Annotated in this window: 14 protein-coding genes; 10 read left to right on the forward strand and 4 right to left on the reverse strand. The window is 60.6% G+C overall.

The genetic code is table 11. The features are described 5' to 3' along the window. The first annotated feature begins 117 nt into the window (after positions 1–117). The 6 genes from ACESMZ_RS01680 (at position 118) to putP (ending at position 8,407) form a co-directional block, all read left to right on the forward strand. The gene (locus ACESMZ_RS01680) at positions 118–951 is read left to right on the forward strand and encodes an aminotransferase class IV (protein WP_372956366.1); all 834 of its coding nucleotides are present in this window, start codon (positions 118–120) and stop codon (positions 949–951) included. Further along, positions 948–2,006, forward strand: a complete 1,059-nt coding sequence (gene mltG, locus ACESMZ_RS01685; RefSeq protein ID WP_372956367.1) for an endolytic transglycosylase MltG — start codon at positions 948–950, stop codon at positions 2,004–2,006. The genes ACESMZ_RS01680 and mltG overlap by 4 nt, the downstream gene beginning before the upstream one ends. Next, positions 2,003–2,626 carry a dTMP kinase gene (gene tmk, locus ACESMZ_RS01690; protein WP_372956368.1) on the forward strand — a complete coding sequence of 208 codons (624 nt, stop codon included), beginning with the start codon at positions 2,003–2,005 and terminating at the stop codon, positions 2,624–2,626. The genes mltG and tmk overlap by 4 nt, the downstream gene beginning before the upstream one ends. A gap of 33 nt (positions 2,627–2,659) precedes the next feature. Then, on the forward strand, positions 2,660–3,433 hold the full coding sequence (locus tag ACESMZ_RS01695; RefSeq protein ID WP_372956369.1) for a helix-turn-helix transcriptional regulator: 774 nt from the start codon (positions 2,660–2,662) through the stop codon (positions 3,431–3,433). Between the two features lie 134 nt (positions 3,434–3,567). Further along, a complete protein-coding gene (gene putA, locus ACESMZ_RS01700; RefSeq protein ID WP_372956370.1) occupies positions 3,568–6,765 on the forward strand; it encodes a bifunctional proline dehydrogenase/L-glutamate gamma-semialdehyde dehydrogenase PutA in 3,198 nt (1,065 codons plus the stop codon). Positions 6,766–6,916: 151 nt separating this feature from the next. Beyond that, a complete protein-coding gene (putP, locus tag ACESMZ_RS01705) occupies positions 6,917–8,407 on the forward strand; it encodes a sodium/proline symporter PutP (RefSeq protein ID WP_372956371.1) in 1,491 nt (496 codons plus the stop codon). Between the two features lie 176 nt (positions 8,408–8,583). Here putP and ACESMZ_RS01710 read toward each other — a convergent pair whose 3' ends face one another. Then, positions 8,584–11,178 carry a bifunctional aconitate hydratase 2/2-methylisocitrate dehydratase gene (locus tag ACESMZ_RS01710; protein ID WP_372956372.1) on the reverse strand — a complete coding sequence of 865 codons (2,595 nt, stop codon included), beginning with the start codon at positions 11,176–11,178 and terminating at the stop codon, positions 8,584–8,586. Between the two features lie 195 nt (positions 11,179–11,373). Here ACESMZ_RS01710 and ACESMZ_RS01715 point away from each other — a divergent pair, with 195 nt between their 5' ends. After that, on the forward strand, positions 11,374–11,997 hold the full coding sequence (locus tag ACESMZ_RS01715) for a tRNA-(ms[2]io[6]A)-hydroxylase (protein WP_372956373.1): 624 nt from the start codon (positions 11,374–11,376) through the stop codon (positions 11,995–11,997). Positions 11,998–12,181: 184 nt separating this feature from the next. On the opposite strand, the gene ACESMZ_RS01720 is transcribed toward ACESMZ_RS01715, so the two are convergent. Then, a complete protein-coding gene (locus ACESMZ_RS01720; RefSeq protein WP_372956374.1) occupies positions 12,182–13,066 on the reverse strand; it encodes a LysR family transcriptional regulator in 885 nt (294 codons plus the stop codon). 141 nt (positions 13,067–13,207) lie between these two features. On the opposite strand from ACESMZ_RS01720, the gene ACESMZ_RS01725 reads away from it, so the two are divergent. From ACESMZ_RS01725 to ACESMZ_RS01735, 3 genes are all read left to right on the forward strand, one after another. Next, positions 13,208–13,978 carry a ferredoxin--NADP reductase gene (locus ACESMZ_RS01725; RefSeq protein WP_372956375.1) on the forward strand — a complete coding sequence of 257 codons (771 nt, stop codon included), beginning with the start codon at positions 13,208–13,210 and terminating at the stop codon, positions 13,976–13,978. A 186-nt stretch (positions 13,979–14,164) separates the two neighbouring features. Further along, the gene (locus ACESMZ_RS01730) at positions 14,165–15,061 is read left to right on the forward strand and encodes a sulfotransferase domain-containing protein (RefSeq protein WP_372956376.1); all 897 of its coding nucleotides are present in this window, start codon (positions 14,165–14,167) and stop codon (positions 15,059–15,061) included. 23 nt (positions 15,062–15,084) lie between these two features. Continuing rightward, positions 15,085–15,954, forward strand: a complete 870-nt coding sequence (locus ACESMZ_RS01735) for a hypothetical protein (protein WP_372956377.1) — start codon at positions 15,085–15,087, stop codon at positions 15,952–15,954. Between the two features lie 34 nt (positions 15,955–15,988). Here ACESMZ_RS01735 and ACESMZ_RS01740 read toward each other — a convergent pair whose 3' ends face one another. After that, positions 15,989–17,785 (reverse strand): glycerophosphodiester phosphodiesterase, encoded by a 1,797-nt coding sequence (locus ACESMZ_RS01740; protein WP_372956378.1) that lies wholly within the window; start codon positions 17,783–17,785, stop codon positions 15,989–15,991. Continuing rightward, positions 17,785–19,638 carry an LTA synthase family protein gene (locus ACESMZ_RS01745; RefSeq protein ID WP_372972111.1) on the reverse strand — a complete coding sequence of 618 codons (1,854 nt, stop codon included), beginning with the start codon at positions 19,636–19,638 and terminating at the stop codon, positions 17,785–17,787. The genes ACESMZ_RS01740 and ACESMZ_RS01745 overlap by 1 nt, the downstream gene beginning before the upstream one ends. Between the last annotated feature and the right edge of the window lie 19 nt (positions 19,639–19,657).

Consider the following 19,657-nt stretch of genomic DNA (forward strand, 5'->3'; position numbering starts at 1 on the left):
TCGGCTTCAGAGCCAATCATGAACCGCCGTGGTACGGAACCGTATGCCCGGTGGTGTGAGAGGACGGGGGAGGCAACTCCCCCTCCTACTCGATTCTGGCCGGGGCAAGGGAACACCATGATCACGATTGTCGTCCCGGAGCACCAGCCTGGCGAGGCCGGGGTGGCCGTCAGTGACCGGGGGCTGGCCTACGGAGATGGTCTGTTCGAGACTATCCTGATTCGGTGTGGCCAGCCGCAGTTGTTGCAGGCTCATTGCCAGCGGCTGCTGGAAGGCGCGGCACGGCTGGGAATCCCGTTGCGCGAGGATGAGCTGACCCCGGCGGTACGCCGCGCCTGTGCATTGATGGACGCAACGACGGACCGACAGGTGCTCAAGCTCCTGCTGACCCGTGGTAGCGGTGGTCGTGGTTACCGGCCGCCGGCAGAGCCCGAACCTCGCCTCATCATTTCCGTAACGCCGGCGCCACCGGCACCGCCGGAGTCGGGTGTCAAGGCGATCATTTCCGAGATACCGCTGACGGTGAACCCGATGCTGGCCGGTATCAAGTCCCTCAACCGCCTGGAGCAGGTCATGGCCAGCCGGTCCATACCCGAGGACTGCTACGAGGCGCTGATGTGTGGCGACCAGGGCGATCTTCGGGAGGGTACCCGTACCGGACTTCTGTTCCGTTGGCAAGGCCAGTGGTGGACACCGCCCCGGGACCGGGTTGCTGTGCGCAGTATCATGGTTGCCCATGTTGAGCGGGGGCTGGCGCGGGAAGGTATACCGCTCAGGGAGGGGCTGCTGTACCCGGAACAGTGCTGGCAACCGGAGTTTGGCGGACTGCTGTTGCTGAACAGTCTGATCGGAGCCATTCCGGTTCAGGCTTTGAACGGCCGCGAGTTGCCTCTCCCGGAGCAGCTTGCGACAATCGTCAGCCTTGCCAAACAACCTGAGGAGTTCCGTTGATCAAGTCATTCCTTGTTGCCGTTGTCGCGTCGGTACTGGTAGCTGTTGCCGGCGCCGGATTGTGGGGCTGGCAGGGCCTCGAATCCCTGGAGGCAGACGCCGGGCTGGAAGAGCCAATGCTGTACGAGGTTCCCCGCGGGTCGTCCTTTAATGCCGTTGCCCGGGACCTGGAAGAGATGGGCCTTGTGGACAAGGCGCTCTGGCTGAGGCTGCTGGCCCGAGTCGAGCCGGAGATGACCGCGATCCGGGCCGGTGAGTATGAGTTCCAGCCGGGCATGTCGGTCCGTGACATGGTCGCATTGATGGTCAGCGGTCAGACCAAATCCCGCTTCGTCCAGTTTATCGAAGGTCGGCGCTTCCAGGATGCCCGGGCAGCCCTGACCAATGCCGAATACCTGGAGCAGGTTACAGCGGACTGGTCAGCTGAGCAGATCATGTCCGAGCTTGGTGACGAAGGCGCTCATCCGGAAGGCCGCTTTTTCCCGGATACCTATTCCTACAGCCGGGGTGACTCGGACCTTGATATTCTCAGGCGCGCCTATGAGCGCATGAATAACGTGCTGGCCGAAGAATGGGCCAACCGTGCCGATGACCTGCCCTACGAAAGCCCCTATGAGGCCCTGATCATGGCCTCGATCATTGAGCGGGAAACCGGTGTTCCCGGAGAACGCCGGGACATCGCCGGTGTTTTCGTCCGTCGCCTGGAGCGGGGCATGCGCCTGCAAACGGACCCGACGGTCATCTACGGGATGGGGGACGGCTACCAGGGGCGCATAACCCGGCGGGACCTGCGCACCCACACGCCGTACAACACCTATCGCATCTCCGGCCTGCCGCCCACGCCGATCGCGTTGCCCGGCCGGGCGGCCATTCACGCTGCCGTTCATCCGGCCGATGGTGATGCGCTGTTTTTCGTTGCCAGGGGGGATGGCAGTCACCAGTTCTCCCGGACCCTTGAAGATCACCAGCGTGCCGTCAGGGAGTACCAGCTCAACCGTCGTGAGGATTACCGCTCGTTTCCTGCTCCGGTGACCAGCGATGAGGCCGATCAATGACCCGGGGCCAGTTCATTACCTTCGAGGGTACCGAGGGGGTTGGTAAATCCACCCAGCTGGAAACTGCCCGCAGCACCCTGGAGGCGGCCGGTGTCGATGTTGTGGTGACCCGGGAGCCTGGTGGCACACCCATGGCTGAAGCGATCCGTGAGCTGTTGCTGGCACCGAGGGACGAGTCGGTTCATTCGCTAACGGAGTTGTTGCTGATGTTCGCGGCCCGGGCCCAGCACCTGCACCAACGGATTCTGCCAGCGCTGGAAAGGGGCAGCTGGGTGCTTTGCGATCGTTTTACCGATGCCACCTATGCCTACCAGGGGGGCGGGCGTGGCGTCCCGGCCGGGCATATAGCTGTACTGGAGCAGCTGGTGCAGGGTGACCTGCGGCCCGACCATGTGATCCTGCTGGATGCACCGGTGGACGTGGGCATGGCAAGGGCCCGTGACCGTAGTGAGCCGGACCGGTTCGAGCAGGAAAAGGCCGCCTTTTTCCAGCGTATTCGGGACTGTTATCGTCAGCGGGCGAAGGATCAGCCCCTGCGCTATCATGTGGTTGATGCCGCGCGACCGCTGGATGAGGTCAGCGGGCAGGTAGCCAGCCTGGTCCGGAGCTTTCTTGGCTGATCCGGGCTGGCAGTCTTTCCGACAGGAGTGACCATGCTGTCAGCCCGGCTTCAGACCCTGCCCGAATTCACCCACGAACACCGCCACGAGCACCATCAGGCGGTGATCGGTGTCTATGGTGGCGCGGAGGTCAGCGTTAACGGTCGTGAAGGCCGCCTGGACACCTGGCGAGCCTGCCTGGTGCCGGCGGATATTCGCCACGAATTTTCCGGTGGCCGCGAGAACCAGGTGCTGGTCATCAACGTGGATGCCTGGCACCCGCAGCTTCACGAGCCGCACTACCAGGATTTTCTCGCCATCGACCGGCTTTTCCGGCGCCCTGCCACCATTGGCCTGGACCCCCATCTGCAGCAGCTGGTCCAGCTGTCTGCCGGGGAGATCCGCCGCTCGTCCACGGATCATGGCATCCGTAACCACCTGGCTACGGCCATCCTGCTTGCCCTGGCGGGTCGCCTTGAGCAGGGCATGGAGAATGCGCCGCGGCACCGGCCGGGGCTGGACCCGGAAACCCTGCGCCGGTATGTGCTGGAAAACCTGAGCCAGCGAATCACCGTAGAGGATCTTGCTGCCCAGGCCTGTCTGAGCCCCAGCCGTTTCCACGAACTGTTCCGGGAGGCCATGGCCACCAGCCCTTACCGGTTCCTGCTCAATACCCGACTTGACCAGGCCTGCGAGATGTTGAGGACCACGCATCTGTCTGTGGCCGACATCAGTTCCCGGGCAGGATTTTCCAGTCAATCCGCCTTCACCACAGCGCTACGAAAGCATCGCGGCCTGACTCCGACCCAGCTCCGTTCACGGCAATAAACACTCTGGCAATGGGTGTAAACCGAAATTCCGTTGAATATTGAAAACAGTCCGTAGGAATTCGAAGGTCAATCGGGCTCTGTCGAACTAGATTACTTATTCATTAAATTGATCTGTAGTCAGTGAGGCCTGATATGTTTTCCGCATCCAATGTTCTGGGCCCTGCGTTCCAGGAAAAGCCGAGATCCTGGTTCTGGCAGTCTATCGTTGAAAACTACACGGTGGATGAGTCTGAGTATGTGCGTGAGCTGATGAAGCTGGCACGCAGCGATGCCGCCGAGAAAAAGGCGGTCACCGCCACCGCCACCGACCTGATTCGCAAGGTGCGCGAGCAGGATGATGCCGTCCATATGGTGGATGCGCTGCTGCAGGAGTACAGCCTGGATACGGAAGAAGGCATCCTGCTCATGTGCCTGGCGGAAGCCCTGATGCGTATTCCGGACAGCCATACCGCTGACGCTCTGATACAGGACAAGATTTCCACGGCAGACTGGAAAAAGCATGTAGGGCGCAGTGAATCTACCCTGGTTAATGCTTCAACCTGGGGACTGCTGCTGACCGGCCGCGTGGTGAAAATGGACAAGCGCCTGGACGGCTCTCCGTCCAGCATATGGAAGCGGCTGGTCAAACGTAGTGGCGAGCCGGTCATCCGCAGCGCCATGTATCGGGCCATGGCTATCATGGGCAAGCAGTTCGTATTGGGGCGGGATATCGACGAAGCCCTCAAGAACGCACGGGAATATCGCGATCAGGGCTACACCTACTCCTTCGATATGCTCGGTGAAGCTGCCATGACCCGTGACGACGCGGCCCGGTATCTGAAGTCCTATCGGGACGCCATTGAGAGCGTTGGCAATGACAGCTATCCGACCGACAAGGCGCCACGGCCATCGATTTCCATCAAACTCTCTGCCCTGCATCCCCGCTACGAGGAAGCCCAGGAAGACCAGGTGCTCACAGAGCTGCATGACACGCTGGTAGAGCTGCTTCGGTTTGCCCGTGAAAAGGACGTCTCCATTACCATCGATGCGGAGGAAATGGACCGCCTGGAGCTGTCCCTGAAACTCTTCGAGAAAGTCTTCAATAATGGTGTCTCCCGGGGCTGGGGCGGATTCGGCATGGTGGTGCAGGCCTACTCCAAGCGCGCTCTGCCGGTGCTGTGCTGGCTGAACAAGCTGGCAAAGGAGCAGGGGGACGAAATTCCCATCCGCCTGGTGAAGGGCGCCTACTGGGACACCGAGATCAAGCTCAGCCAGCAGATGGGTGAGGACGGCTACCCGGTCTTTACCCGTAAAGAGGCCACTGACACCTCCTACCTGGCCTGTCTTCGGTTTCTGCTCAGTGACTATACCGAGGGCGGTCTGTACCCCCAGCTGGCGTCCCACAACGCCCATACGGTAGCGTCTGTGCTGGCCATGGCTCGCCAGAAGGGGCGGCGCTTCGAGTTTCAGCGTCTGCACGGTATGGGCGATGCGTTGTATAACACGATTCTCGAGCATGAAGACGTTCCGGTACGGATCTACGCCCCGGTGGGGGCCCACAAGGACCTGCTGCCGTATCTGGTACGCCGCCTGCTGGAAAACGGTGCCAACTCCTCGTTTGTTCACCGGCTGGTGGACGCCAGAACGCCCATCGAGGAACTGGTGAAAAATCCGGTGGATGAGCTGGAAAAGTACGACACCCTGCCCAACGATCGCATTGCCCTGCCGGGTGATATCTACGGGGCGGAGCGCCGCAATTCACGGGGTATGAACATCCACGTGGAAAGAGACCGGGCACCCTTGATGGAAAAGATGTCGCAATGGTCCGCCACGACCTGGCAGGCAGCACCGGTTATCGGTGGCCAGACGCGCAGCGACGGCGAGACCACCGAGGTGACGGCGCCCCATAACCGCAGCGACCGGGTAGGGCAGGTCACGTGGACTACGGAGACCCACGCCCGGGAAGCCCTGGACGTTGCCAGCCGGGGTTTTGCAGCCTGGAACGAGCGGCCGGTGGAAGAGCGAGCCGCCTGTCTGGAACGCTATGCGGACCTGATGGAGCAGCATATGGAAGAGCTGATGGCCATCTGCTGTCGTGAGGCTGGCAAGACCCTGCAGGACGGGATTGATGAAGTGCGTGAGGCAGTGGACTTCTGTCGTTACTACGCCATTCAGGGCCGCTCCCGCTTCGGTCGTGCCATCGCACTCCCTGGTCCCACCGGCGAGAGCAACGAGCTCTACCTGGAAGGGCGGGGTGTATTTCTCTGTATCAGCCCCTGGAACTTTCCCCTCGCCATTTACACTGGTCAGATGATGGCCGCCCTGGTGGCCGGGAATGCGGTGATCGCCAAGCCGGCTGAGCAGACCAGCCTGGTGGCTGCCCGCGGCTATGAGCTGATGCTGGAAGCGGGCTTTCCGGCTGATGTGGTGCAGTTCCTGCCCGGTGATGGTGCAACGATCGGTGGCGCACTGGTGCCGGATGAGCGCATTTCCGGCGTGGCCTTTACCGGTTCAACCATCGTGGCGCATCTGCTCAACCGCCAGTTGGCGGAACGAAAGGGTGCCATTGTACCCCTGATCGCGGAAACCGGCGGTCAGAACGCCATGATTGTGGATTCCAGTGCCTTGCCGGAGCAGGTGGTACGGGATGTGCTTCAGTCTGCCTTTGCCAGTGCCGGCCAGCGTTGTTCTGCACTGCGGGTGCTGTATGTGCAAAAAGATGTTGCTGAGCGGATGGAGAACCTTCTGGCGGGGGCCATGCAGGAGTTGTCGGTGGGTGACCCCGCGCTGCACAGCACAGACGTCGGGCCGGTAATCGACGACGAAGCCCGTTCCGGCCTGCAGCAGCATCTTGACGAGTTGCGTCGCTCCGGTGCCCGGTTTATCGCCGAAACGCCGGTGCCGGAGTCCTGCAACAACGGATGTTTCATTGCGCCGACGGCCTACGGTATTGACGGTATCTACCAGCTGGAGAAGGAACACTTCGGCCCGATTCTCCATGTCGTCCGTTACGAGGCGGAAAAGCTGGATGAGGTGATCGACAGCATTAACGCAGCCGGCTATGGCCTGACCCTTGGTATCCACAGCCGGAGTGAGGCAACCGCAGCGTACATCGAGAAGCGGGTAAAGGTAGGCAACACCTACATCAACCGTAACCAGATCGGGGCGGTGGTGGGTGTCCAGCCGTTTGGCGGACGGGGCCTGTCCGGCACCGGCCCGAAGGCCGGTGGACCTCACTACATTTTGCGGTTTGCCACAGAACGTACCCGCACCATCAACACCACGGCGGTCGGGGGCAATGCGTCCCTGCTGTCGCTGGGGGTTGAGAAAGTGGATAAAACGGAGGGGTAACCCTCCGGTCGTCACAAGGAAAGTAAAAGCAAGGTAACGCCGGGGGTTCACCCGGGCAGAACAATAAACCGCAACGCCTGCCGGTGCCCTGGTACCGCTGGCGTGCAACACGGTCGGTATGCAGTCCGACCCCATGAACCGGAGGAATTACATGGCTACGGGTGTATGGATTAGTCTGTTTATCTACTTTGCGCTGATGATTGCCATCGGCCTTTACGCGATGCGCACGTCGACATCGTCCTCAGAGGACTACATGCTGGGCGGCCGGGCGTTAAGCCCGAAAGTGGCGGCGTTGTCTGCCGGCGCCTCCGATATGAGCGGGTGGTTGCTGCTGGGTCTGCCCGGCGCACTGTTCGTGTCCGGCCTCGCTGATGCCTGGATCGGTATCGGGTTGTTTGTTGGTGCGTTCATCAACTGGGTGATTGTCGCTCCGCGCCTGCGGGAACAGACGGTCCATTACGGCAATGCCATCACCATTCCGGCCTTCCTGGCAAACCGGTTCCCGACTCAGGCGCTGTCCCTGCGAACGGTTTCGGCCATCGTCATCGTGATCTTCTTCGCGGTCTACACAGCCTCTGGCCTGGTAGCCGGCGGCAAGCTGTTCGAGAGTGCGTTCTCTGAAATTATCAATGTGCCGGGTATGAGTGACTATGCGGTGGGCATTCTCATCACCCTGGGCGTGGTGCTGGCCTATACCGTGGTGGGTGGCTTCCTCGCTGTGAGCATGACCGACTTCGTGCAGGGCTGCATCATGATGCTGGCGCTGGTTATCATGCCGGCGGTTGTGCTTTTTGGCGAGGGTGGTGGCGGTTTTGCCCAGGCCTCTGAAACCCTCAACGAAGCGGACCCGACGCTGTTGTCCTGGACCGAGGGGCTGACCGTTATTGGCTGGCTCTCTGCCGTGACCTGGGGCCTGGGTTATTTCGGCCAGCCCCATATCATTGTGCGTTTCATGGCCATCCGCACGCTGAAGGATGTACCCATTGCCCGGAACATCGGCATGACCTGGATGGGTATCTCCCTGATTGGTGCTATTTCCCTGGGCATCTTCGGGCGGGCCTACGCCTTGCGAAATAACCTGGATGTGGCCGACCCGGAAACCATCTTCATCATCCTGGCCGACATGCTGTTCCATCCGCTGATTACCGGCTTCCTTTACGCGGCGCTGCTGGCAGCGGTCATGAGTACCATCTCCAGCCAGTTGCTGGTCTCATCCTCATCACTGACCGAAGATTTCTATCGTCTTTTCCTGCGCAAGGAAGCAACGGATCGTGAGTGTGTCAATGTGGGCCGTGTCTGTGTGGTCGCGGTAGGTCTGGTGGCGGCACTGATCGCTTCCGACCCTGACTCCCAGGTACTGGCACTGGTGAGCAACGCCTGGGCAGGCTTCGGCGCCGCCTTTGGTCCGCTGATCATCCTCTCCCTGATGTGGCCACGTACTAACGGTGCCGGTGCCATTGCGGGTCTGGTGGTTGGTGCGGCAACGGTAATGATCTGGATTACCCTGGGCTGGAACGCAGAGTTCATGGGCGGCCCCGGTGTCTATGAAATTATCCCCGGCTTTATCGCTGCCTGGATTGCCATCATGGCAGTCAGCCTGGCCACGTCGGATGCCGGCGAGTACCAGCATATCGAGCGGTAACGAACGGGTGTAGGCTCACCTTTGACTTAAAGGCTCCTGCGGGAGCCTTTTTTCTGGACAAACCCAACGATGGCAAAACTCCGGAGTGAGTTGCCGGGGTTCAGCCATAAAAAAACGCCAACCTGAAGGCTGGCGTTTTTCGTCGTTCAGGGGCCCGATCTTGTCGGGCCCTGACATCAGGCTACCTGAGCAGACTTCGCCTTTTCGGAATACTCTTCCATCTGGTCGAAGTTCATGTAGCGGTAGATTTCCGCCGACATGCTGTTCAGGTCCTTGGCGTACTCCATGTACTCCGCCGGCGTCGGCAGTTTGCCCAGTACCGCACCCACCGCTGCCAGCTCCGCAGAGGTCAGGTACACATTGGCACCATCGCCCAGGCGATTCGGGAAGTTACGGGTAGAGGTGGACAGAACCGTGGACTTGGCGGCTACACGTGCCTGGTTGCCCATACACAGGGAGCAGCCCGGCATCTCGGTGCGAACACCGGCGGTGCCGTAGGTGTTGAAGTAGCCCTCGTCCATCAGCTGCTGCTGATCCATCTTGGTGGGCGGAGACATCCACAGACGTGTCTTCAGGGGCTCCTTGTTCTGCTCCAGCAGCTTGCCGGCCGCGCGGAAGTGACCGATGTTGGTCATGCAGGAGCCGATGAACACTTCGTCCACCTTGTCGCCGGCGACTTCGGACAGGAACCTGGCATCGTCCGGGTCGTTCGGGCAGCAGACGATGGGCTCCTTGATGTCGGCCAGGTCGATTTCCACCACGTGGGCGTACTCTGCGTCCTTGTCGGCGCGCATCAGCTTCGGATCGTTCAGCCACTCTTCCATCTGCTGGGCGCGACGCTCCAGGGTACGGGGGTCGCCGTAACCTTCGGCAATCATCCAGCGCAGCATGGTGATGTTGGAGCGCAGATACTCGGCCACAGACTCCTCGGACAGGTTGATGGTACAACCGGCTGCAGAGCGTTCGGCGGAGGCATCAGACAGCTCGAACGCCTGCTCGACGGTCAGGTGCTCGAGGCCTTCGATTTCCAGGATGCGACCGGAGAACTCGTTGATCTTGCCTTTCTTCTCAACGGTCAGCAGGCCTTCCTTGATGCCGTACAGCGGAATGGCATGGACCAGGTCACGCAGGGTGATGCCCGGCTGCATTTCGCCCTTGAAGCGCACCAGAACGGACTCCGGCATGTCCAGCGGCATAACGCCGGTGGCCGCAGCAAAGGCTACCAGGCCGGAACCGGCCGGGAAGGAGATGCCCATGGGGAAGCGGGTATGTGAGTCACCGCCGGTGCCGACGGTGTCTGGCAGCAGCATACGGTTCAGCCAGGAGTGGATGATACCGTCACCCGGACGCAGGGACACACCGCCACGGGTGCGGATAAAGTCCGGCAGGGTGTGCTGCATTTCCACGTCAACCGGCTTCGGGTAGGCAGCGGTGTGACAGAACGACTGCATCACCAGGTCTGCCTGGAAGCCCAGACACGCCAGGTCTTTCAGCTCATCCCGGGTCATCGGGCCAGTGGTGTCCTGGGAACCCACGGTGGTCATGTGAGGCTCGCAGTAGGTGCCCGGGCGAACGCCCTGGCCTTCTTCCAGGCCACAGGCCTTGCCGACCATCTTCTGGCCCAGGGTGAAGCCCTTGGTGCCGGCTTCCGGGTCCTTCGGCAGGCGGAAGATATCGGTGGCGCCCATGCCCAGAGCCGCCCGGGCCTTGGTGGTCAGGCCACGGCCAATGATCAGCGGGATACGGCCACCGGCCTGCACCTCGTCCAGGATCACGTCAGACTTGAACTTGAACTCGGAGATGGTCTCGCCAGCCTCGTTCAGGATCTTGCCTTCATAGGGACGGATCTCGATCACGTCGCCCATGTTCATGTCGTCTACGGGTGCTTCGAATACCAGGGCGCCTGCGTCTTCCATGGTGTTGAAGAAGATCGGGGCAACCTTGTTACCGATACAGACACCGCCGGCACGCTTGTTGGGCACGCCCGGAACGTCTTCGCCGAAGAACCACAGTACAGAGTTGGTGGCAGACTTACGGGAAGAGCCGGTACCAACCACGTCACCCACGAAGGCAACCGGCAGGCCCTTGCTCTTGATTTCATCAATCTGCTGCATTGGACCGGTGACGCCGGGCTCGTCCGGCTTCAGGCCATCACGTTCCATTTTATAGGCGGCGCGGGCATGCAGGGGGATGTCCGGGCGGGACCAGGCATCCGGGGCCGGAGACAGGTCATCGGTGTTGGTTTCACCGGTTACCTTGAACACCACCATTTTGGTGCTCTCGGGAACCTTTTTCTTGGTAGTGAACCACTCGGCGTTGGCCCAGGATTCAACAACCTCTTTGGCGACGGCATTGCCGGCGTCCATTTTTTCCTTCACGTCGTTGAAGGCGTCGAACATGAGCAGGGTTTTCTTGAGCTTCTCACCGGCGAGCTTGGCCAGCTCATCGTTGTCCAGCAGCTCAACGAGGGTGGCAATGTTGTAGCCACCCTGCATCATGCCCAGCAGCTCAACGGCTTTTTCTTTGTTCAGCAGCGGGCTGGTTGCCTCGCCCTTGGCGATGGCGGACAGGAAACCGGCCTTCACGTAGGCGGCTTCATCAACGCCCGGCGGAATGCGGTTTTCCAGCAGATAGACCAGGAACTCTTCCTCGCCCTTGGGCGGGTTTTTCAGCAGTTCCACCAGCTCGGCGGTCTGCTCGGCGTTCAAAGGCTTGGGGGGGATGCCCAGAGCTTCGCGCTCTGCAACGTGTTCACGATATGCTTCTAACACGATATAGACCCTCATCAGTTGGGGAAGCCCGCGCGGACCCGTGAGCTGGCGGGCGTTGTTGTGTGGAAAAGGCCACGAATCGGCGCTGCATTCTATAGGAATCAGGGGGTAAAGTTAAGCTGGCCTATGGTCGGAGACTGAACATATCCTGGTGTATACTCCCCGCGCCAACCGAACCTTCAGCCGGATTCCGTTATGTCTGACACCAGCGCCGCCCTTGCCGAAATTCACGATTTCTTGCCCTGCCGCACCCCTCAACAGTGGATCGACAATGCCCTGGCGAACCAGGACCTCATGCTGATTGACCATGCCCATTGTGAGAAGAAGGCTGCGTCGACGGCGCTGAGCCTGATGTACCGTTACGTAGACAACACCGATCTGCTGAACAAGATGTCCAGGCTGGCCCGGGAGGAGTTACGGCACTTTGAGCAGGTGCTGGCGATCATGAAGAAGCGGGGAGTTGAGTACTGTCATCTGTCGCCGGCGCGCTATGCGGCAGGGCTGCGGTCGCTGGTGCGTACCGAGGACCCCGGCCGGCTGGTGGATGTGCTGATTGTCGGCGCGATTATCGAGGCGCGTTCCTGTGAGCGGTTTGCGGCCCTGGCGCCGTTTCTGGACGATAAGTTGGCGGAGTTCTATAACAGTCTGCTGAAATCTGAAGCCCGGCACTATCAGGATTATCTGAAGCTGGCGGAGCAGGCGAATGGTGGGCCGGTCGATGACAGAGTGGGGGAGTTTCTTGCTATTGAGAAGGCCCTGATAGAAGCGCCTGATGAGGAGTTCCGTTTTCACAGTGGGCCGATCAATCACAATAGCTAAAACTGATCCCGCGAGTACTTGGTAAGGCGGCGTTATCACTACAGTTCCAGCAAGTCGGGTTGGGAACACTTTTCTGGACCCTGGCGCTCCAGGTTCCGGAAAAACCTCTCCGGCCCGTCTCCCTTAAACTATGGAGAAGTCGCCAGTCTGGTGGAGGCGCTTGTGGGAGATTGCTTCATGGCTGTTATCCAAGCTTTCTGCAAAGCTCCATCCATCGATCAATGCCGGCACTTTTGTACTTTTGCTTGTGCAGAATGAAATAAAACTGCCGATCAAACCGGCGGTGGGCGGCAGCCTGCAGTGGCACGAGTGCCCCCCTCCGAAAAGCATCCTCAAGACAGACCTTCGACAGACACCCGATACCAAGATTGGCCTCCACGGCACGCTTGATAGCTTCTGTGTGCTCCAGTTCCAGAAGAATATTCAGTTTGGGTAACAGACCATGCATACCCCGCTCGAACGTCTGCCGAGTGCCGGAGCCTTGCTCCCGGGCAATCCAGGTGGCGGACACCAGGTCCTCGTCTGTCAGGCCTCGCTTGCTGGCAAGGGGATGATCCGGTGAACAGAAGATCACCAGCTCATCATTGCGCCAGGGGATAACCTCCAGCTCTGGTGCCTGGAGTTCACCTTCGATTAATCCGATATCCAGTTCAAAGTCCGAAACCCGTCGGGCGATGGTGCTGGTATTGGCTACTTCCAATGAAACACGGGGTTGTGTAGGGGAATTCATGTATTGGGCCATGACCCCAACGGCCAGATAGTTACCTATGGTAAGCGTGGCGCCGACCTTGAGGGCGCCAACTTCCGTATGGTGGCTGAATGCCTGTTCCAGTTCGCCGGCCTGGGCCAACAGGCTTTCGACCTTTGGGCGGTAAAGGCGGCCCAGCTCGTTCAGTTGCAGGCGTTTTCCCACACGGTCGAAGAGCTTGATATCAAACTGGCTTTCCAGTTCTTTCAAAGCACTGCTGGCGGCTGACTGGGACATCGCCAGTGACTCGGCGGCCCGGGTGATGTTCTGGAAATGGGCCGCGGCCAGGAAGACCTCGAGTTGTCGGAAAGTGTACTTCATAATCGGTTTTCTCGAATAACGTTATGAAAATATCCCATTTCATCGATAGGTTACACGTCGGTTATCATACGCACAACGTAGTTACCCAAGGCTCCCGAAGCTTTTCGTAAGGCATTCAGACATTCAGGTGGATTGACGAACATGAGCAAGATGAACGTAGAGACGGTGACCAGCGTACGGCACTGGAACGATACCCTGTTCAGCTTCACGACCAGCCGTGACCCCGGATTCCGATTCAAGAACGGTCATTTCACCATGATCGGGCTGGAGACCGACGGCAAGCCACTGATGCGGGCCTACAGTATCGCCAGTGCGAACTACGAGGAAGAGCTGGAGTTTTTCTCCATCAAGGTGCCGGATGGTCCACTGACCTCCCGTTTGCAGAAGATCCAGGTGGGTGACGAGATCCTGGTGAGCCGCAAGCCTACCGGCACGCTGATTCTTGATAACCTGCTGCCGGGCAAGAACCTGTGGCTGATCAGCACCGGTACCGGGCTGGCGCCGTTCATGAGCATCATCAAGGACCCGGAAGTGTACGAAGCCTTCGACAGGGTGATCCTGACCCATGGTGTCCGCTATATCTCCGAGCTGGCGTACCAGGACGAAATAGAAGGCTTGCCGAAGAACGAATACTTCGGGGAAATGGTAGACGGCAAGTTGTTGTACTATCCGACCGTCACACGCGAGCCGTTCCGTAATGAAGGTCGTCTCACCGACGCGATGAAAAACGGCAAACTGACCCGCGACCTGGGCCTGCCGGAGTTTGATCTGGAGAATGATCGCTTCATGGTGTGCGGCAGCCCCAGCATGCTGAAGGACACCTGCCGCATCCTGGACGACATGGGGTTCCGTGAAGCCCGCGCCGGTGACCTGGGGCATTATGTCATTGAGCGTGCGTTTGTAGAGCAGTAAGAGTTCCAGGCCCCTCGCCTTATATCCCGGCCCCTGGCCGGGTTTTTTATGCCTGAGATGGGGGAACTGTACAGTAATGACGCACTTGTTGCCGGTGGAGGTATTGGTTAGTTTCGGCAGGTGATACGGGAAGTCCACCATGCCAGCAGGTTGCCGAACCTGCAGAGCACCAGACAGGAGGCCAGGATGCCAGGGAATATACCGTACAACGGTTACCTGATGATTATCGGAGCCATGAAATGCGGTACGTCGTCCCTCTACGATTACCTGTCAGGCCATCCGCAGATCTGTCCCGCCCTGACCAAGGAACCGGAATATTTTTCGTCCCGCCAGCGTCACGGGTTGAGCGTCGACACCTACAGCCAGCTCTGGAATTTCGATCCAGGGGTTCATCGTTACGCCATGGAAGCCTCCACCGGCTATACCAAGTTTCCGCGGGAAACCGGTGTGCCCCAGCGTATTCATGGCTATGGTATCCGGCCGAAGTTTCTCTATATTGTCCGTAATCCGCTGGACCGCATCGTCTCCCACTATAACTACATGCTGCGGGATGTGGCGTTCAACGACCGTATTGTGGATGATCACTTGATCAACACCTCCAGCTACTACCTGCAACTGGCCCAGTTCCAGCGGCTGTTCCCAGAGCGGGACTTTCTGGTGCTGGACTTCGACGAACTGAAAGCCTCCCCGGAGCAGGTGGTGGCGAAGGTCTGTCGTTTCCTGGATATTGATGACCATTACCGGCCTTCATCATTTGGTGTGGCCAACCAGACCCGGGTCCAGAGCACCCTTGAGCGGTGGGTCAAGCGCTCACCCCTGGGGCGGGTGACCCAGGGCATGCCGGCCTCCGTTCGGCGTTCCGGGCAGCAGATACTGGCGTCGGTGTCGCCCCGGCGTCCCCGCAGGCTGGCTCCGTCAGAGCAGGCGTACATCATGGAGCAGCTGGCGCCGGATATGCGGCGGTTTCACCAGACCTGGGGATTTGATATACGTCGCTGGGGATTCGAACTGCCGGCTAGTCCGGAATCGGGTCCCGGCGGGCCGGCGCTTGAGCGTTTTGGTGCCGGTCCCGGGGTACACTGACTGCGGTGCCAGAAGGAGTATGGATGTATCCGTTGAAACGTTGTTCGGCTTTCGGGGTCGCCGCCGGCTGGGTGTTGATGGTCGGGGTCCTGTTGTTGTCTGCCCCAGGCTGTGCCCCGGGGGGCTTCTCACCTGCTTCAGATGAACAGCTGCAGCTGGATCTGTCCGAACAGCACCTGGCGTGGATCGGGCGGCAGGTCTACCGGAACGAGTGTGCCTCCCGGCGATCCTGCCTGGTGCACTGGAATCGGGGCGAGGCATTTCCGTCCCTCGGAATCGGCCATTTTATCTGGTATCCCGAAGGGGTGAATGGTCCCTTTACGGAAAGCTTTCCGGCACTGGTGAGTTTTCTGGAAGGGCAGGGTGTGGAGCTTCCCCCATGGTTAGTGGCGCAGGTCCGGCACGGGGCACCCTGGCCCGACCGTGAGGCTTTCCTGCAGGCTGAAGAGCGTGATGAGCGCATTGAGGCGCTGCGGCGTATGCTGGAGCATGAACAGGCAGCACAGACGGCTTTTCTGCTGCAGCGGGCCCGGACTGGCCTTGAACAGATTGCATCAGCGTCAGGTGATCCGGCCGCCACCCGTCTCAAGATTATCCGGCTGGCGGAAACGCCGGGCGGCGCCTACGCCCTGATTGACTACGTCAACTTCAAGGGGGAGGGGCTGGCCGAATCGGAGCGGTATGACGGTACCGGCTGGGGCCTGCTGCAGGTACTGGAGATCATGGAGCTGCCGGCGGCCGGGCAGGAGGCTCTGCCGGCTTTTCGCCAGGCCGCAGCCTCGGTGCTGACCGCCAGAGCGCAACGGGCGGAAAATGCGATAGAGCGGGATCAGTGGTTGCCGGGCTGGCTGAAGCGTGTGGAAACCTATCGGGAGCCGGCGGAGCTCCCCTGATACCTTGCCTCGCAGGCATGCCTGAGGACCAGTGCTATCTCAGCCAGTTCCGCAACTTCAGCGCCAGGCGTTCCCCATCTGTAAGTTCTTCCCGGGCTGATAACAGCCGGGCCAGCACGTCCGGCCGGTCGGTAATGATGTTGTCCACCCCCATGTCGATCATGCGGGACATTTCCGCCGGCTGGTTGACGGTCCATACGTGCAGCTCGTAGTCCAGTTGCCGGGCCCGTGCGACGGCGGCTGCGCTGGCCTGGTTGTACCGCAGGCCGAGGATGTCGAACTGTCCGTTGTCCAGCGGGCCGATTACGAACTCGGCCAGCAGGGCGGTGCGCAGGGCGGGCTCCAGGGTCCTGGTTTCATTCAGGATGTGGCGTTCGGCCGCAGCGATGATGGTGCCTTCCACGGCATTTTCCCGCTGCAGGAGCTCAACCACCCTCCGGGCAAGGTCCCGGCTGTTGTGATCCGGTTTCAGGTCCAGAAAAAGGCCGGCCCTGCCCCGGGCCATGGTGATTAGCTGCTCAAGGGTGAGAATGGGTTCCCCGGCGAAATCCGGAGAGAACCAGCTGCCGGCATCCAGTTCGCGGATGTCGTCCCAGAGCAGTGCCGATATCCGCTCCCGCCGGCCCAGAAGTCGAGTAAGGTCCGCATCGTGCCATAGCACGAGCTTGCCATCCCGGGTCATGCGTACATCAACCTCCAGGTAGTCGGCACCATCTTCGATGGCACGGTTGATGGCACTCGCGGAATTTTCCGGGGCGGCGAAGGCATTGCCCCGGTGGGCGGTGATCGTGACCTGTTCCGGCGTACCGAAGGCGCTGACTACCAGGCTCGCTTGGACCAGCACCGCAACAATCAGGACGCCCTCGACGAGCCAGGCCCGGGCTCCGGTATTGGCCGGTGGAGGAGCCGCATGATGTTTCCGGGAGTGGCCACTGGTGGCGAGGTAGACCCGGTAGATGAGCGCGCTGTAACCAGCAAAAAGCGCAAAGGTTACGGCAACCATGAACAGCAGGTAGAGTGCAATGTACGCCGTTATGGCCGGCAGCAAGGCGCGGGGGCTGGAGGGCATGAGAGCCAGATAAGGTGTGCCCAGTAACTGGAACAGCCAGGTGAACAGGATTGGCAGGACCAATAACAGCGCTGTGCCAACCGCCAGCGGAGCCAGCAGCGCCCGTTTGCTGCCGTGAATTCGTTTGCTGCTGGCGGTCAGTGCCTTGATGGCAGTTGTCTGTTCCAGGGTGGCAATGGGCTCGGCCAGGCTCCAGCGCAGGAAAAGCCAGCCATTGCAGGTGATCATGCCGGCGAGGGCGGTTCCGGCAATGGCCAGAAACCACCAGAGTTGGGGTGGTTGGGTGAGGCGAATGAAGTACACTTCGTAGGATGACAGCAGCCCCCACCAGGCCAGGGCAACGATCAGCAGGAAGGGCAGGGCGAGGGCCATGTGGCCAAGCACCTGGAGGACAGTTAGCCAGAGCAGCCTTCCGGATCTCAGTGCCATGTGCCAGAGTGCTGCCAGGGCGAGCCGGTACTCACCGCTGCGCTCGACAGACGAGGCAATGACAGTCATGCCTGCCTGTTCCAGGGTCAGGGTCGCCGTGAGGGCGGTCAGGGTGGCAGCCATCCAGATGAGACCACCTGGTGACAGCAAAAAGGTGGCTATACCGCCAGTGCTGATGGCACCGGCTCCGGTTACCGGCTCCAGGGCCGATAGCAGTGCACCGAGGACCGGGCCCAGAAGGGCCAGCGTCAGACCGGTGAAGAACAGGTGATACAGCAGCAAACTGCGACGGTGCCGTCGCAGAATGCCGAGTGAATCAATAAATAGTCGCATTACTCGGTGCCGGCAGACGGGCCTGTGGGCAGTCGGGCGGACTCGCCGAACAGCCGCAGCCGCTGTGCCAGGGTCAGAAATGGCTCGTTGTCGGTTGGAGTCAGGGTACCGAACAGGCGACCGGGTTCAAAGGCCCATGTCTCGCAGCGCAGCAGGCTCTCTGTGCACGCCAGCAGTTCACCGCTCTCCCGCAGGAAGAATTTCATGCCGGTATAAGTGTCGGCCAGCAACAGGTCCCGGGGAGCGGTATCACGGCTCAACAGGCTCCGGCCCGTCATGGTCAGGGGCGGCTCGCTGGCGCCGGTTGCGTCGAGAATGGTCAGCGGAAGGTCCAGCTGGGCGACGATGCGGTCCCGGTCGGCATATTGCTCCAGGGCTTCCGCGCGCGGAGGGCGTACCGCCAGTACTCCGGTGTTGCCGTTAAGGGGGAAGGACTCCTGATCCTGTCGCACAAATCCGCCGGACTCGTCGGAGGTCAGGATGATCAGGGTATTGTCCAGAACGCCCGCGGCTTCCAGGTCATCCAGAAAGTCGATCAGGCTCTGTTCCATAACCCGCAAGGCATTGCGCCGGGCTTTCAAGGGCTCGGTGGGCAGGGGGTCTTGGCTGTCTTCGCCGTCGGCGTTCTCGCCGCCGGTATCGAAGGGGTGATGGGTGCCGACGTTAAGCAGGGTGACCAGCCAGCGGTCCGTTTGCCGGTCCAGCTCCTGCAGGCGTTCTGCCACATTGGCAAAGTAGACCGGATCGGGCGGGCCCCAGCCTTCCGGCTTTTCACCGCCCTGTTCGAAGGCCTCTGAACCGGTAACCCGGGTAAAGCCTGCCCGGGGCATGAAGCGATCCTTGCTCATGTAACTGAGTGGTGCGGCCTGCCAGTAGGCGGTGGTATAGCCGTGGGCCCGCAGCAGCTCGGGCATGCACAGGGGGAAGGCCTCACCTTCGGCAACATCCTGCATTTTTGTCGACAGACGCTGGAAATCCGGGTACTGCCCACAAAGAATGGCAAAGGTGCCCCGGTCAGTCTGCCGTTCCATGCTCAGGGTATTCCGGTAGAGCCGGAACCCCTTCCCGGCAAGTTTGTCTTCCAGTGCGGGCAGTGAAACCACCGGGGTCAGGCCGTGGTACTCACTGATGGAGGGAAAGTAGCCCGCGGAAAGGCCTTCCACCATGATCAGGAGGACATTGGGTGGTTCCGGCACATCCGGGCCGGCAACCTCCGCTTCGAAGAATTCCCGCTCTGTTTGCGACCGGTCAGGGGCGGTTTCGTTAACAACGCTCTCGCCTACCAGGGATCCTGCGGGCGCCATTACCGCAGTGGGTATCTGTGCCAGGAATCCGAGCACCACGTTATTGCGGGACGTGGTCAGGCTATGGGAGGCAGCAAGATAGAGACCCGTAGACAGCAACACCATCAGGGCGGCGAAGGTAACGCGGCGCGGCGGGATGGGCACCAGCCAGCGGTAGATGCGTACCAGCAGCCAGGCCAGGCCAAGATACAGGGGCAGCATCAGCAGTTGGCTGTTGAGCACCGATGAGGCCAGGAACACCGGGTCAGTTCCCTTGCTGAGCATGGACAGCCTTGGGTAGGTGCCATGGGCCGCCAGATGCATGGCGGCGGCCGTCATCAGGCTTCCCAGTGCGATGACCAGTGCCACCCTCAGCCAGAAGAAGCGGGCCAGTATCAGCAGCCCTGCCAGGGCCACTGCGCCTGCAGCGTCGCTGAGCAGCAGCCTGCCCGTTTCGGGCCATACACCGCTCTGCAGGAAGAAGCACAGCCGGACCACGAGCAGCCAGAAAAAAGCCAGCAGCACGGTAAGTCCGAGCCGCTGGTCCTGAAGCGCTCTGTAAACCGACATGAAAAACTCCCGTCGCAGG

Source organism: Marinobacter sp., assembly GCF_041690615.1.
Lineage (GTDB): Bacteria > Pseudomonadota > Gammaproteobacteria > Pseudomonadales > Oleiphilaceae > Marinobacter.